The following is a 14518-nucleotide window of genomic DNA, read 5'->3' as shown; positions in this document are numbered from 1 at the left end:
ACTTAGACTAGATTGCGGCGGGAGGGCGTCCCGCGCGCGCCCGTGCTCTCGCAGCCGCTGTGCTGGAGGTGCCGTGTCGTGATCCGGCGAGGCCTAGCGCGCCGGGGTCCGTTCCGCGTCGGCGGGAATCTGCCTGAGGTTGACGTTCCGGATGGGAACGCGGCGCAGCAGGGAAAGGATGGTCCCGCCGAGCTCGAGATAGGTGCGCAGCCGCAGCGCGCGCGACGAGCCCTTCAGCTCCGCGTTCAGGCTCACCGGAACCTGGACGTAGGTGAGGCCGAGCTGGAGCAGGGAGATCAGCGCACAGATCTGGTAGCCGTAGCCGTCGGCCTTGACCGCGATCTGGCGCAGCCATTTCACGGGATAGACGATCATGCTGTGATAGTCGGACAGCCAGAAGCCGAACAGGCAGTTCAGGATGAACCGCAGCGAATGCGACTGCAACGAGCGGTTGACCGAGCGGTCCGACTGGTTGTCGCGATAGGTGATGACGAGGTCGGCGGCGCCCGCCGCTTTGAACATCCGGGCAACACCCTCGTTCTGGAAGGCGTGATCGCCGGGGATGAGCGTGATGGCATCGAATTTCGCGCGCGACAGCGCATATTCGAAGCCGGCACCGACACCTCGCGGTTCGGCATTGTGATGCACAATGATGCGCGGCTCGCCGGCTGCGAACTCTTCCATGATCGCGCCGGTGGCATCGGTGCTGCCGTCGTCGATCAGGAAGATCTCGAAATCGTCGAGCAGGTCGCGGGCGAGCGGCAGCACGCCGTCGATCGTGTCGGCGATCTTGTCCTGCTCGTTCAGTGCAGGAATGACGATCGTAAGCCTTTTTGCCGCCCTGGAAGGTGTCATTGTATGCGCCCGTTGGCGGGGCCACTCTGTCCCGGTGACCCCATGCAAGTTTAGGTCATCTGACCCGGGCGAACAATGCGGCTCGCCGGTATGCCCACAAGACCGGCGCGAAACCTATGATGTGTGTGTTCCGCGCAACTAATCGGAAAAATCATAGAGGCTGGTGTCGCCAATGCCGAAGGCGCGGCGCAGCCGTCCGACGTGGCCTGCCATATTCCGGCCCGCCGCCGTCGCCGCGAAGTGCGAATCGGACCGTTCCACCAGGCCGCCATCGACCAAGTTCCCAATTCGTCCGCGGAACAGATCTGGAACCTGCCCGTCAGCGATCTCCGATAGCGGTGCCCTGCGATCGGGGCGATCGACGAGGCTGAGCAGGATGCCCAGCGAAACCGATTTATACACGGCGCCAAAGGCGAACACGTAAGCCATGACGCAAAATCCGAAAATCGATGCGGCGTCCCAGTACTGAAGCTGCGGGACGAAGAGAATTCCGAGCATCACCCCGAGACCGTGCGAGACAACCGTGGCAATCGCCAGCAGGGTCACGGGTCCGAGCGGCCAAGCGCGTGCGCGGGCCATGAATTGCAGGGCAGGCGCCAGCAGGGCGAACACGGCGACGGCGGCAAGTCCGACAGCAAAGGACATCGACTCACCCAAGGCCTGTCGACAGACGAACGAGCTTGACGAGATGCGCTACCGCAACCCCCTTGGAGGTGGGGGCAAGCCGGCCGTCCGCCGTGATGACCATCCCGGCCCCGATCAGGAGCTTCAGGCGGTTGTGCGTGAAGGTGCCGAGATCTCCACCTTGCATGTAGGCTGTCGCCCATTGCTCCAGGGTGAGAGGATGTCCAGCCTGAACGAGTGCGGTGAGCAGCGTCAGCGTGAAGCCCCAGGCCAGCAGGCTGAACAGGATGTAGCAGAGCATCATTGCGGTCCCGAGCAGGAAGAGACCGCCAAGCACATCGCCGACGTGGCGCTGACCTGGAAGGGCGATACAGGCGACGGCGTAAAGGATGACGACGCTGATGCAGCCCAGCCGGAAGCGACGGCCGGCTCCGCCGGTGGCGGCGATGCGCGCGTAAAGCAGCAACAACAGTGGAAAGGCGAGGCTGACACCAATCGCAGCAGCTTGCGCCGGGCCCGGTAGCAGGTTCATTGCGGAAAATCGTCCCGGACGCCTCTCAGGCCAGTCAGAGCGAAAGTCTATAGGGGGTCGTATTTTTCAGGTCAAGGCAGCCCGGCGCCTTTGACTGGCGATTGTCACGCGGACTCGCGTGTGTCGCGATGGAAACGGCTGGCTGCGCAAACTTCCGCATCATGCGATGCCGTCAGCCCGCCGCTTGTAGACCATCTCCGCCAGTGAGATGTCGGTCACCGAGTCCGCGCCGGAGGCCAGGGGGGGGCGTCCCTCGGCGATATCGGAAACGAAGGCGTCGGCCTGGCGCCGAAATGCCCAGCTCTTTTCACCCGTCAGATGCGTGCTTTGACCATCGTGCTCGACGATGACCTCCGCCTCTTGCTCGGCAAAGGGCGGGGGCAGTTTCAAGGTCACCGCGCCGCGCTCGAAATCGATCGTCAGACCCTCGCGCCAGGCTCCCTCGGACCCGTTCACGAGATCCAGCGTACAAGCGATGCCGTCGAAGTCGAGGGTGATGCGCGCGGCTCCCGAAGTTTCGACGGAGCTGTCGGCGAGCGTTGGCGATGATCCAAGCAGGTAGCGCGTCAGATTGATGATATGGCTGAAGACGTTCAGAAAGCTGTCGTAGCCGGCCCGCATCGTGCTCGGCATCCAGTCGGGACCGTCCTTCCAGAGTTCGATCCCGTCCGGCCGTGTTTCGCCGGTCATCACGAAATTGTCGCGCGACCGGCCGGTGTCGCCGCCGAAGCACCAGCCCTTGGCGCGGACCACGCGTCCGAGCGATCGGTCGTTGCGCAAGCGCGTCAGCACCTCGAACGCGCGCGCCACACCGGCATCGTGACGCTTCATGTAGCCGATGCTGTAGACGAGGTTTTCCTGCCGCGCCGCTTCGACCAGCAAATTCGCCTGAGCCGTCGTATAGGCCATCGGTTTTTCCGACAGCACGTGGCGGCCGCTGTTCAGCGCGTCAAGGACGATTGGCCCGGTCGCGCGCCGCTTCGTCACGACGACCACGGCGGAGACCTCGCTGTCCGCAAGCAGCTCCCGATGCGTGCCATAGACCCGCGAGACACCGAACTTCTGCGCTGCAGCGGCAGCGAGATCCGGCCGGAGATCGGCGATGGCGACGACGCGGCAGGCGGGATTGGCGACGAAATTGGCGAGGTGGCACATCTGGCCGACCATCCCGGTTCCGATGATGCCAATGCCTGGCCTCACTGGCTATGATCCCTTGAACCGCTTCCGGATGACGAGGAAATGCGCCGGCTGTCCCCAGGTGCTGATGAACGCCGGATCTGTCTGGGTCAGGGCCGTGACCGCGGGCGCATCGCGTCGCCCGATTGCGCCAAAGATGCGGTGGAAACTGTCGAGCGTCGCAACGATGGTTTCGATGTCGGAAGCATCGTCCGCGAGAATGTCCGTCGTTCGGATCGCCTCGCGTAAGGACGCAAGGCTCGCGATCACGCGCGGCAGGCTCTCGCCGAAGGGGGCGTCGATCATCGCGTCGACGTCGAGAACCAGCGTTTCGATCGATGCCGAAATCGCCGCCACGGCATCGGCCTTGCCGACCAGGTAGAGCTTGCGTCCGCCGAGGAAGCTGAGGCGGCTGCGGTCGAGATGGCGCGCCGCACGCCGCAGCTTCTCGTCGGCGGAGAGAACCTTCTTGTGCCAGTAAACGTCCAGGCTGTCGCGATAGGCTGGCCACGCCGAATGGATGTCGAATCCCTGCTCATGCGCTGCCGTGCACAAGGCGGCTGCGTCGAGGAAGTACCGATGCCGGACGAACGGGTTCTCGAGCACGTCCATCAGCCAGGATTCGAAGCTGCGGGTGTGCGGAATGCTGTTCCATTTCGCGTCGAAAAGCGTCTTCGCGGTTGCGAGTGCAGGACGGCCCGACAAAGCCTTGCCGGCGGCATGGATTGCCTTGAGCGCGAGCTCGAAGAAGCCGCCATAGCGCTCGTAATAGGATACGACGGCGAAACCGTCCGGATGGAGCAGCCGGTCGAAGACGCCGAGCCAATTTTCGGTCGGCTGCACGGTGTAAATGAAACCTTCGGCATCGATGATGTCGTAGCGGCGCTCGCTGCGAAATCCCTCGACATCGGCCAACGCGAGTTCGCGCAGGCGCTCGGTCAGGCCAAAATGCGCGAAATAGGCCTCAATTTTCGGATGCGCATGCCGGTTCGGTTCGGCGAGCGTCATGTTTGCGCCCCAGCCGGCAAACACCAGCGCGTTCTCACCGGAATCAGGACCGAATTCGAGCACCTCCGCATCGCGGAACAGCCGCGGCGGCAGCACGAGCTTGTCTGAAAACAGCTCGCGCCGCTGGCTGGCATATGCATCGAGTTCGGCGGCCGATTTGAAATTCCCGAACGTCGGTAGGACGTCCTGACGTTCGTAGTAATTGAAGAGCTTCTCGTCAGCCATGCCGCGTCCCTAACCCAAGGCCGCCTCGAGCCGGTCGAGCTCGCTCCAGATGTCGGAGGGCGCGAAAATCGAAACGATGTGCAGCGGCCGCTTCACGTTCTCGCGCAGCCGGCTGCTGACCTTGGCTTCGTTTTCCTGGTTCACGGCGAGAAGGCAGACGAGCGGCTCCGACTTGCCTGCGAGCTCGTCCGGCGAACGGATCGGTATGCCGGTGCCGGGCAGGAACAGGCCCTGACGCTCCCTCTGGTCGTCGACCGACAGGTCGACGAGATCCGCCAGCTCATGCGCGTTGGTGAAGGTGCAGGCGCGGCAGCCCGCGCCGTAGATCGCGATCTCGGCGCCGTTCGCACGGGCCTTGGCGAGGATCGGCCGCAGGCGCGCGCCGTACTCCCTTGCGCGCTGGCCGAATTTCTCACCGACGCCGGAGGGCGCAGGCGGCGGCGTCACGTCACGGGTTGCACGACGAGCGGCGACCGCGAGGCTGCCGCCGCTGAAGTTGTATTTCTTCACCGAAACCGTCTCGAAGCCGTGCCGAGCCAAGAGCGCGAGCAGGGTCGGCTCGGTGAAGTAGCTGACGTGCTCCTCCCACAGGACGGAGAGGTCGCCCGCCGTTGAACCGGGATCAAAGTCGGGCACGTCGATGAACAGCAGCCCGTCGTCGCTGAGCGCGATCTTCACGCAGTCGAAGAAGTTCTCGAAATCGACGATGTGCTCCAGCACCTGACGCGAGACGACGAGGTCGAACTTGCCGGCCTGGGCGACCGCGTCGTGACACAGCGCCGGGCTGATCATGTCGGAATAGACCTTGATGCCGCGCTCGCGGGCGATCTTGCCCGACACCGGGTTGGGCTCCACGCCCACCAAGACCTTCGCGCCGCGTTCGCGCAACTTATCCATGAACAGGCCGTCGTTGCATCCAATCTCGAACACGGATTGGTGCTTCGAGAATTTCGCGATGGTGTCGAGCTCGTCGACCTGGTGCGGCTCCGGCTTCCAGCTGCTGAAATTGTAGTTGAACTGGCGATAGAGGATGTCTGGATCAATCGGCTTGACGATCTGCGGCAGGCCGCAGTCGCCGCAGGCGAGGACCTCGAACGGATACCGCTCCTCCTGCTCGTTCCGGCTGCGCCGAAGTCGATGCGCGATTGGCATTTGCCCGAGGTCGATGACCGGTCGCAGGTTGGTCGAATGGCAGAGGCGGCAATGATCGGTCACTGATTATTCTCGCATTTGAGCAGGTCTGACGAGGCGACCTTCAATGGAAACCGGCGTGGCCGGCAACGAGACGCTCCCGGATACATCATAACCGGGTTACGCGGGGCATTCCTCCGGCCTGTGCGTTCTCGGCCAAAGCAGGTAGCAGCCGTGGATAGGTCTTGCAAGACGTGCCGCCGTCCCTCAATTGGAGGTGGATGCGGCCGGCCATGTACGCGCGCGACGGCTGCGAGCACGGTCGACGTCAAGGCCGCCGCCGCTCGTAGAGTGTCAAATTACCCCGGGTCTCCACGGCCACGAAATCCCGCTTGATCCGCTTCATGACCTCTTGAACATGGTGGTACTCCGGCCTGCGCTCAACCATGCTGTCGTAGAACAGCCGGTCCGCCGGGTTCATCGAGCGATCCAGGAACCGCGCGTCAAAGGACACCAGGAACGGCATGAAATAGGCCATCGGCGCCCGATGGGCCTGGGCCAGATAGGCCCAATCCCTGAGGGCGATGACCAGAACCCTCTCGTCTGGCCTGGTTTTATCCTGGATGAACTTCGCATCGGCCTCTGTGATCTGATCCAGGTCCTCCTGCCACGTGACCGCCGGGCTCGAGACGAACGGCCACCGCAGAAGGCTGGGATAAGTTGCATACGATCTCAGGCCGTAGAGGTGGGGATTGTTCTTGTCCTGGACGAACAGCAGCGCAAGAACGGTCGCAGCGGCCGTTATGGCGCCGGCGGTTCTTCGGAACGACGGTTGCCACCCCGTTGAAAACTGGCGGATCCACCAGGCCGAGACCATCACCAGCGGCAACGCGTTCTGGTGCCAGACAGCGTCCAGCGTCCGGTTGACCCATTTGATCATCAGCGCCATGCCAATCATCGACAGCGTCAGCAGAATCCCGGTCACGAACCGGTCATGCCAAGAATCGGAGGGCCGTGACAGCCGGATCGCGGCCCAGCCGACGGTGATGCATCCGACGATCTGGAGCGGCAGATTGTAGATGATGCCCCAGCCCAAGTCCCATTTGATGGGCGTGCTTCCCCACCCGGTCCCGTAGAGTACGAGCGGGCGAAAGCATTCGATCAGAAACTCCAGGGAGAAGGCTCTCGTGCCGAACAGCACCAGGCACATCAGGATTGCGGCACCTATCGATGTGACTGCGAACACGAGGGCATTGCGATAGTTCGGAAACCCTCCGGCGATCGCCGCGACGAAGGTACCCGTCACAAGGAAGAACAGCCCGATCTCGGTCTGCCAGAGCAGCGAGACGGCGCACATGATGGCCGATAGGATTAGCCATGTCAGGCGCCCGGGAGCGGTGCAGTGCAGGCTGATCGCGAGCGCAAAGACGATCAAGAGCGGAAATCGCGTCGGGTAGGCAGATGGCGAGTAGAACTGGCCGGTCGTAGAGAAAGCCAGCACGGCGAGCGCCGTGATGACGGCGATCGCGGCAAGCTTCGAGCGGATCAAGTAATACAGAAGAAAGTAGGCCTGGACGTAGGTCGCGAGCGTGACCGCGATGTTCAATCCGACCGCTCGCATCGCCGCCGATTTCCAGCCATCTCCCATGATGAGATGAAAGAACCAGCCGAGCGCAGGGCCGTAATGCGAATGGAAGTCCAATCCGGGAACGAGCCCGGGGGCGTAGCCATAAAGCGCGGGACCGATGAAGTAACTTACCTTGTGCGCTTCGTCCCTCACGGCCGCGGTCAGGCCTTCGAGGTCGGAGGGGATCAGCAGCAGAGCGAGGAATATGATCGCGAGCAGATCGCCGGCCCCCACGCTGAACCGGGTGTCGGTCGAGGGTTTTGCAGCAGGAAGGTAATTGTTGGCGTCTCGATTGAGCGCGACGGTGATAGCGGCGACCGCCAGCAGGGCGATCGCGATCCCGGGGCTCCTCCAATCGTTGGCAGCGCCGAGGGCAAGATAGACGAAGCTCGCCGTGATGGCGCTCAGTGCGAGCGAGCCCGATGATCGATACGTCGCGTACAATGCCGCTGCTGCCGCAATCGGCCCGGACAGGAAGAACGAGCCGTAGAACGCCTTCTTGCAGAAATCGCAATTCCTGTCTGCCAAGGCCATGTCGAAGCCTTCGACGAAATTTGATTGAAATGACGGAAGGTGATTTTTCACCAGCAGCAGCACCACGTAGGCGACGGCGCATCCCAGCAGGGCGGCCACAACAGCTCTGGCGGCGATCGAGAATTCCCTTGTGTACTCCACTAGGAGGTCTCGAGGCTAGCTACGATCGAAGTCGGGGAGGAGGCTGCGTCGAACACAGCGGAAAATCTAACTTTCTCTGAAATCACGTCCAGTCCCCAATTGCCTGAACTTCCCGTTGCGAGGCGCTTCTACCACCACAGCGTTCCCTGAACAATCCCGCGAAGCCCGTGGTTGCCTCCGGCATGGCAATGTTTGTGTCTGGATGACGGGCGCTGGAACCCTCCATGGATGACGCATGCTCTAGCGAACTCCAGAGGCAGCACCTTCACATGCCGGGGCCGGCAGCGCCAGCAACCAGGCTGCGCCTCGGACGCCAGGCCGATTGCAAGGCGGCCGATACTCGGCTCTCGCCACAGGGGCCGGCTCTCCATCCTTCAACTGCATCAGTTCACCGCGGCCCTCCGTGGCCGAGGAGTTATTTCCGAGGGTCGCCGTCAGAAGCTCGATGAATCCAATGTCGTCGGGTCGTGGAATTCCCGGGGCGGCGCGATAGCGCCAGGTCTCGCGACGGGGTGGGCACGGAAAGGTCTCGAGGTAGGAAACCGGGCAGTTGCCGTTCACAACGAAATGAGGATCAGTAAAATCCCCGCAGTAGTCCGTGTAGATAAACGACCGCTCGCGATTTTCATCCCGCAGGATCGTCTGTGCCACGTTCATGTCATTGCCACCGAGGCATCGTGAGCGGAACGAGAAGACGTGCGAGTTCTCGAATTGGAGCTTAACGACCTTTGGCTCGGGGTCCGCGAGCAAGGCTGCTCGGACTTGCCGCAGCATGTCGCTGCTGAGCAACCCGTCGTAGAGCAGCCATTTGGAATCGTGAGCCGACGACAAGGCGAAGATCGCGACCAAGCCCCCCGCGACGGCTGCGCGGACGCGCGATCCCGGAATCGCCTGCACAACGGTCGCCATCAGGATCAAGACGCCGAACTGCGAGGGAAAGAGTAGCCTGGACTCGCCCCGCGTCACGTCGCCATAAATTCCGGTAAGAGCGTAGGGCAGCGCGCCGATGAGGGCAATCGCGGCTCCCAGCACCAGCAGCAGAAGCATCGCATTCGTGGTCGAGCGGCCGTTCAGCAGCCAGGGCGTCCACAATGCTGTCGATGAGAACCGGGCAAAGACGGCGATCGTGGCCAATGTCACTGCCGCGGAAACAGGAAGCCCCAGCAGCGCAACCCCGTGAGAATATGCGTAGCTCAGGCCGCTCGGGAAGGCCATGAGGTGCGCATAGAGCGCATTGGCTATGATCGAGAAATCGTTCGCGAAACTGTATTGTCCGGCGTAGTGGCCGCTCTTCCCCAGAATTGTCAGTCGCAGAACGATCATGGCTGCAACGGCCAGCCAGAACGGTACAAGACGCGCGAGTTTCTGCCTCCACCGCTCGGGACCAGACCAGGTGAGCACGACGCGAACCGGTTCGAGGGCGATCAGAGTCTCGAGCGACAACGCGAATAACAGACAAAAAGGTGCGCTCCATCGAAGCGCCCGCACCTTCGAATAGGACAGCTCGTAGGACAGCAGATAGAAGAGCAGGAAGAAGTCGTAGACCGCGTTGAGTGTCAGGCGAATTGCATAGAACGGGCTGAGCAGGAACAGAGCCGTGACAAGACCGGCGATCCGTCTCGTATAGGATGATCGCGACAGGACGGAGTGAAGCAACACGCCGTTGACCAGATGGCAGGCTAGTCCCGCGAGCCGCGCAGAGACATCGGGAGTATCGTTCAAAAGCGCCACAAACAGCGTCATCGGGATTGCGAAGCCGGCGTGTGCCGACTCCCACAGCACGCGAGCGACGCCAGCGGCACCTTGAGTCCAATAGATGTAGTACACAGTCCAATCGTCGCCGAAGACCTCACGCGCGAACAGCGCGGGCACGGCCGTAACAAAGGCGAGAACCAGAGCGACGTAGACGTATCCAATGCCCGCCCGCTCCCGTTGTCGGAGAGCCGCAGCTTTCGGATCTACATTCGTGCGAGCATCGTCGAAACCGACGGGGGTGACCATGGTCCTAGGCTTTGCCTCGTTTGTTCAGATGCTCCGCGGCGAGCCTACCAATTCTTGTGACGTAGTCCTGCACCGCGGCAGCGTCGCTGCCATCAGGCGCCCAGTCGGGAAATGCCGTGCGCGAAGGATCGAACGGGCCGGCGGTGGTTTCGTGAAATACCAGCCATTCCGAGGTGATCAGGATCGAGTGGAAGACCTGTTCCGGCATGCGATAATAGCAGCGTTTGCCCTGACCGTAGGGCGCCATCTCGAGCACCTCGCGAATGCCGCCGTCGTCCTCGAAGATCACGACCTGCGCGGTCCCCTCGATCACGTGGAACGATTCAGGTTTGCCAAGGTGCTTGTGCGGCCGCACATAGGCTTCGCGATGGTGCACGATCAGCATCTCGTGCAGTCCGGACGAAGGATCGGGATGCGTGCACAGCCGGCTGCGCAGGCGCGGGTTGCCGGCGGCGATGCGCTTCAGCTCCGCGATCGTGGCGTCATCCGCGGTGACGATGGCATCGTCCGAATAGTACACTTCCGGATTTTGCGCGCGCAACGAGGTCGGCCGGTGCAGGCCTGCCTCATTCGAAGAAGATGAACCCATGGTCGCCCCGATACCCGCATTTGTCGTAGATCCAGGCCCATGTGTGCGGGCCGTGGAAGCTCAGGCAGGTGAGCTGCCAGTAAAGCAGATTGGCCTTCTCGCGCTCGTTGCGGAAGGATTCGACCATCAGATATTTCGAGGTGCCGCGTCCGACGCGCTCGATCTCGGGCACCGCGCGGAACACGTCCTCGAGCGGAAGGTTGTGCAGCACGCCGAGCGAGACGACGAGGTCGAAGCTGTGGTCGGGGTAGGGGAGCTCGACGGCGCTGCCGACCTTCAAATGCGGCCGCACCTCCTCCTTGGCGTTGGCGATGCCATACTCGGAGATGTCGATGCCGGCGATCCTGAGATCGGGGACGAGCTGGGTGAACTCATAGAGCAGGTAGCCCTTGCCGCAGCCGACGTCGAGTACGCTCATGCCCGGTTTGATGCCGTAGCGATCGATCAGGGTCTGGGCGAGCGGGCGCCACCGTCCGTCATAGCGATAGCCGCCGTAGCCGTAGCGCCGGTCGCCGTCCCAATAGTCGCGTCCCCATTGCCGCGCCACAGTGGCGGATTCCGCCTTGTCGTGCTCGACCACGCGCTGGACGTAGTCCCGCCTCGTCGATGCGTGCATCGGCTGGAGCAGGTTGATCTCGGTCATGGGGGCCAACCGGTCCGCGGCATCATCACAGGATAGTCGCGAACCTGTTGACGAGCAGGATGTCCTCGATGGCCTGGATGTCCTTCTGAGACGCCAGCGTGATCTCCTCGACCGCTGCATGGAGATCGCAGCCCTCGCGCAGCACGCGGTCGTAGATCTGCCGCCGCCGACCCTCGTCGGGCGGCAGCATAAAAATGCTGTAGAGGATCAGCCCACGCAGCTGCGGCAGCTCGTCCAGAATGTCTTCCAGCACCATGTAGCTGCCGGGCATGGTGTGCTCGGCGGCGCTCAACAGATAGTGCAGGTTCTTGCGCCGCGCATAGTCGCGGATCACGATGTTCTGGACGTGCTGCGGGGTGCGGCTGCCGTTCAGCGGCCTGGCGCCGATATAGCCGCGGTGGCCGGCTCGCTCAGCCATGGAAGCCTCCCGGCAGCTTGTACTGCATCCCGACACGGGTTGCGGGGCGCAGCAGGATCGGCTCGAAGAACTCGCCGAAGCGCTTGTCCGCGTAGGGCGACATGATGCTCTTGAAGCGGCAGTTCATGCTCCAGCGCGTGCCGGCTTCCTCGTTGACGCGATTGCCGTGCATCAGGGTCTGGTTGAACAGCATGACGTGACCGTAGGGAATCTCGATGAAGGTCGCGTGCGGCTTGATGGTCTTGTAGAGCTCTTCGGCGCTGCGCAAGGCCGCCATCCGGTCCTGCATCTCGCCGTTCAGGGACGGCGGCAGCAGATACATCGACTTGGTGCGGTGGACATCGACCAGCGGCACCCACACCACGACCTCGAACGGCGAGTCGCCCGACCAGACGTCGGAATGGGTGGCGAGCAGCGAGGAGCTGTCGCCGGGAAGCTGGATGCTGAGATTGACGCGGCGCTGCATGCAGAGCTCGTTGCCGACGATGGTCTCGATCGTCGAGCGCGCCAGGCGGAAATAGGTCGGCCGGAACCAGGGCTCGGCGTTGAGGCCGTTGAAGACGTGCAGCCGCAGGCCGTTGAGATCATCCACGCTCACCCGCGTGTGGATGGTGTCGAGCATCGCGTAGGGATCGTTGCTGTGCGGCAGCTTCAGATAGTCCGCCGCGAGCTCGGCAGCACGGCGCTGGATCCGGTCGAGCCCGGCGCGATCGTCGGCCGGGGTGGTGACGAAGCCATCGTCGATGAAACGCTGCGCCAGCGCCTGCTCGTCGGCGTGCAGGAAGTCCGTGTCCGTCATGCAAAATACTCCCGGGCGGTCGCGCAAATATAGCTGATGTCGGCGGCCGACAGGAACTGGTTGATGGGAAGCGTGAGGATCTGGTCCGCCTGCCGTTCCGTCACCGGGAACGCGCCGCGGCCATGGCCGAGATGCGCTGCTGCCGGCTGCAGGTGGATCGGGACCGGATAATGGATCGCGGTCTCGATGCCTTTGTCGGCAAGATATTTCTGGAAGTCGTTGCGACGCTCGGTCTGCACCACGAAAGTGTGGAAGGTGTTGAACTCGATGTTCCGGCAGGGCGGAATGAACAGGGGCAGGCCGGCGAGCTCGGCGCGGTATTGCGCGGCGTTGCGCCGCCGGCGTTCGATCACGGAAGGAAGGTGGCGCAGGCGGATGCGCAGCACCTCGGCCTGGAGCGTGTCGAGCCGCGACACGATCCCCCATTCCTGGACGTCGCTGCGGTTGATCAGGCCGTGATTGCGCAGCCGTCGGATTCTTGCGGCAAGCTCGGCGTTGGCAGTGACGAGGAAGCCGGCATCTCCGGCGGCATTGAGATTCTTCAAGGGGTGGGCGGAGAAGCAGCCGAAGGTGCCGATCGTGCCGCTCATCCGGCCGTCATAGGTCGAGCCGACCGCCTGGGCGCTGTCCTCGATCACGGCGAGCGCGTGCTTCGCAGCGATCGCCATCAGCGGAGCCATGTCGGCCATGCGTCCGGTCAGATGCACCGGCATGATCGCCTTGGTCCGCGGCGTGACGGCGGCCTCGACCGCGGCCGGATCGATGTTCTGGTCCGGCAGCACGTCCGCAAACACCGGCGTGGCGCCGACCGCGATGATCGCGGCGGTCGATGCCACGAACGAATTCGGCGGCGTGATCACCTCGTCGCCGGGACCGATGTCGAGCGCCCGCATGGCGAGGATCAGCGCGTCGGTGCCCGAATTCAGCGTCACCACATGCGGCGAGCCGAGATAGGCGGATAATTCCTCCTCGAGCCTTCCGACCGCCGCCCCGCCGATGAAGTCGCCGCGCTGGAACACGCCCTCGACCGCCTGCATGATCTCGGCGCGCTCTTCCTCGAACTGCGCGGGAAGATTGACGTAGCCGATGCGCCGGCGGCCGGTGTCAGCGTCCATGGCAGAACTTCCTGACGGTCTCAATGACGCGGTCCTGCTGGGCGCGCGTCAGGTGCTGGTCGACCGGGAAGCTGATGACTTCCTTGGCATGGCGGTCGGTGACCGGGAACGTGCCCGGCGCGTAGCCGAGATGCTTCAGGCCTTCCTGCTGATACAGCGGGATGGGATAGTGGATCTTGGCCTCGATGCCGTTATCCAGGCAATATTTGTAGAGCTCGTCGCGACGTTCGGCGAACACCATGTAGAGATGGTAGACGTGCTTCACGTTGGGACGGCGCGGCGGGACGCGCAGGCCGGGCAGGCCGGCGAGACCCGCATCGTAATAGGCCGCATTTTCGATTCTGCGGCGCGTGATCTCGCTGGTCTGGCCGATCAGCCAGTTGCCGACCACGGCCTGCAGGGAATCGAGCCGCGAGTTGCAGCCGAGGATCGCGATCTCGTCGCGGGTCTTCATGCCGTGGTTGCGGATCAGGCGGAGCTTTTCGTTCATGCCGTCGTCATTGGTGACGACGACGCCGGCATCGCCCCAGACGTTGAGGTTCTTGAGCGGATGCAGCGAGAAGCCGGCCGCGATGCCGTGGGTGCCGGAGCGTTTTCCCGCGAACTCCGACAGGATGCCCTGGCAGGCGTCCTCGACCACAGGCAGGTTGTGGCGCTGCGCGATCGGCATCAGCTTGCCCATGTCGGTGACCTCGCCGGTCAACTGGACCGGCATGATCGCCTTGGTCTTCCCGGTGATGGCAGCCTCGACCTGGTCCACGTTCATGCAAAAGGAATCGTCGCAATCGACAAGAACCGGCGTCGCGCCGGTTTCCGCGATCGCGCCGACCGTGGCGATGAAGGTGTTCGCGGCGGTGATGACCTCGTCGCCATGACCGATGCCGAGCGCCTTGAGCGGCAGCTTGAGCGCGTCGGTGCCGGATCCGACGCCGATGGCGTGCCGGACGCCGATCAATTCGGCGAAGCGCTTCTCGAACTCGGCGACGGGCTTGCCAAGGGTGAAGTCACCGGTCGCAACCAGCCGGCCGATCTCGGCGAGGATCGGTGCGGGATCCGCGAATTGCTCGAGCAGATAGGAATATCGAACGTCGTACATGTGA

Annotated in this window: 14 protein-coding genes; all 14 read right to left on the bottom strand. The window is 63.2% G+C overall.

Annotation, left to right across the window (positions count from 1 at the left end; genetic code table 11):
* Nucleotides 1-93: 93 nt before the first annotated feature.
* Nucleotides 94-855 (bottom strand): glycosyltransferase family 2 protein, encoded by a 762-nt coding sequence (locus I6F16_RS19760; RefSeq protein WP_225113244.1) that lies wholly within the window; start codon nt 853-855, stop codon nt 94-96.
* 138 nt (nt 856-993) lie between these two features.
* Nucleotides 994-1500, bottom strand: coding sequence for a hypothetical protein (locus I6F16_RS19755; RefSeq protein ID WP_225113243.1), 507 nt, complete (start codon nt 1498-1500; stop codon nt 994-996).
* A gap of 4 nt (nt 1501-1504) precedes the next feature.
* Entirely contained in the window at nt 1505-2011 is a 507-nt protein-coding gene (locus tag I6F16_RS19750) for a hypothetical protein (protein WP_225113242.1), read from the bottom strand.
* A 159-nt stretch (nt 2012-2170) separates the two neighbouring features.
* Complete coding sequence (locus I6F16_RS19745) at nt 2171-3211, bottom strand: Gfo/Idh/MocA family oxidoreductase (protein WP_225173951.1); 1041 nt, start codon at nt 3209-3211, stop codon at nt 2171-2173.
* A 3-nt stretch (nt 3212-3214) separates the two neighbouring features.
* Entirely contained in the window at nt 3215-4420 is a 1206-nt protein-coding gene (locus I6F16_RS19740; protein ID WP_225147690.1) for a class I SAM-dependent methyltransferase, read from the bottom strand.
* Nucleotides 4421-4429: 9 nt separating this feature from the next.
* A complete protein-coding gene (locus I6F16_RS38210; RefSeq protein WP_225173950.1) occupies nt 4430-5635 on the bottom strand; it encodes a class I SAM-dependent methyltransferase in 1206 nt (401 codons plus the stop codon).
* A 244-nt stretch (nt 5636-5879) separates the two neighbouring features.
* Nucleotides 5880-7778 (bottom strand): hypothetical protein, encoded by a 1899-nt coding sequence (locus tag I6F16_RS19730; protein WP_158284385.1) that lies wholly within the window; start codon nt 7776-7778, stop codon nt 5880-5882.
* Between the two features lie 315 nt (nt 7779-8093).
* Nucleotides 8094-9854, bottom strand: coding sequence for a hypothetical protein (locus I6F16_RS19725; protein WP_109143348.1), 1761 nt, complete (start codon nt 9852-9854; stop codon nt 8094-8096).
* Nucleotides 9855-9858: 4 nt separating this feature from the next.
* A complete protein-coding gene (locus tag I6F16_RS19720; RefSeq protein WP_050996026.1) occupies nt 9859-10443 on the bottom strand; it encodes a WbuC family cupin fold metalloprotein in 585 nt (194 codons plus the stop codon).
* Nucleotides 10421-11086, bottom strand: a complete 666-nt coding sequence (locus I6F16_RS19715) for a class I SAM-dependent methyltransferase (protein WP_225113239.1) — start codon at nt 11084-11086, stop codon at nt 10421-10423. The genes I6F16_RS19720 and I6F16_RS19715 overlap by 23 nt, the downstream gene beginning before the upstream one ends.
* A 25-nt stretch (nt 11087-11111) precedes the next feature.
* Complete coding sequence (locus I6F16_RS19710) at nt 11112-11504, bottom strand: LIC12192 family sporadic carbohydrate cluster protein (protein WP_225113238.1); 393 nt, start codon at nt 11502-11504, stop codon at nt 11112-11114.
* On the bottom strand, nt 11497-12303 hold the full coding sequence (locus I6F16_RS19705) for a sporadic carbohydrate cluster 2OG-Fe(II) oxygenase (RefSeq protein ID WP_025037016.1): 807 nt from the start codon (nt 12301-12303) through the stop codon (nt 11497-11499). The genes I6F16_RS19710 and I6F16_RS19705 overlap by 8 nt, the downstream gene beginning before the upstream one ends.
* Nucleotides 12300-13418 carry a DegT/DnrJ/EryC1/StrS family aminotransferase gene (locus I6F16_RS19700; protein WP_225113237.1) on the bottom strand — a complete coding sequence of 373 codons (1119 nt, stop codon included), beginning with the start codon at nt 13416-13418 and terminating at the stop codon, nt 12300-12302. The genes I6F16_RS19705 and I6F16_RS19700 overlap by 4 nt, the downstream gene beginning before the upstream one ends.
* Nucleotides 13408-14514, bottom strand: a complete 1107-nt coding sequence (locus I6F16_RS19695) for a DegT/DnrJ/EryC1/StrS family aminotransferase (RefSeq protein ID WP_225113236.1) — start codon at nt 14512-14514, stop codon at nt 13408-13410. Before I6F16_RS19695 ends, I6F16_RS19700 begins: the two co-directional genes overlap by 11 nt.
* Nucleotides 14515-14518 lie beyond the last annotated feature (4 nt).

Origin of the sequence: Bradyrhizobium sp. IC4060, from assembly GCF_020193715.1 — a bacterium.
In the GTDB taxonomy this organism is placed as follows: Bacteria; Pseudomonadota; Alphaproteobacteria; order Rhizobiales; family Xanthobacteraceae; genus Bradyrhizobium; species Bradyrhizobium yuanmingense.
Note: the sequence above shows the minus strand (reverse complement) of the source record. Positions and strands in the feature narration are given on the sequence as shown.

Bases quoted from the DNA above. Each gene is read 5' to 3' on its own strand.
- I6F16_RS19715 (WP_225113239.1), bottom strand. From the start codon at position 11,086: ATGACCGAGATCAACCTGCTCCAGCCGATGCACGCATCGACGAGGCGG.
- I6F16_RS19695 (WP_225113236.1), bottom strand. From the start codon at position 14,514: ATGTACGACGTTCGATATTCCTATCTGCTCGAGCAATTCGCGGATCCC.
- I6F16_RS19725 (WP_109143348.1), bottom strand. From the start codon at position 9,854: ATGGTCACCCCCGTCGGTTTCGACGATGCTCGCACGAATGTAGATCCG.
- I6F16_RS19755 (WP_225113243.1), bottom strand. From the start codon at position 1,500: ATGTCCTTTGCTGTCGGACTTGCCGCCGTCGCCGTGTTCGCCCTGCTG.
- I6F16_RS19705 (WP_025037016.1), bottom strand. From the start codon at position 12,303: ATGACGGACACGGACTTCCTGCACGCCGACGAGCAGGCGCTGGCGCAG.
- I6F16_RS19710 (WP_225113238.1), bottom strand. From the start codon at position 11,504: ATGGCTGAGCGAGCCGGCCACCGCGGCTATATCGGCGCCAGGCCGCTG.
- I6F16_RS19750 (WP_225113242.1), bottom strand. From the start codon at position 2,011: ATGAACCTGCTACCGGGCCCGGCGCAAGCTGCTGCGATTGGTGTCAGC.
- I6F16_RS19760 (WP_225113244.1), bottom strand. From the start codon at position 855: ATGACACCTTCCAGGGCGGCAAAAAGGCTTACGATCGTCATTCCTGCA.
- I6F16_RS19720 (WP_050996026.1), bottom strand. From the start codon at position 10,443: ATGGGTTCATCTTCTTCGAATGAGGCAGGCCTGCACCGGCCGACCTCG.
- I6F16_RS19740 (WP_225147690.1), bottom strand. From the start codon at position 4,420: ATGGCTGACGAGAAGCTCTTCAATTACTACGAACGTCAGGACGTCCTA.
- I6F16_RS19700 (WP_225113237.1), bottom strand. From the start codon at position 13,418: ATGGACGCTGACACCGGCCGCCGGCGCATCGGCTACGTCAATCTTCCC.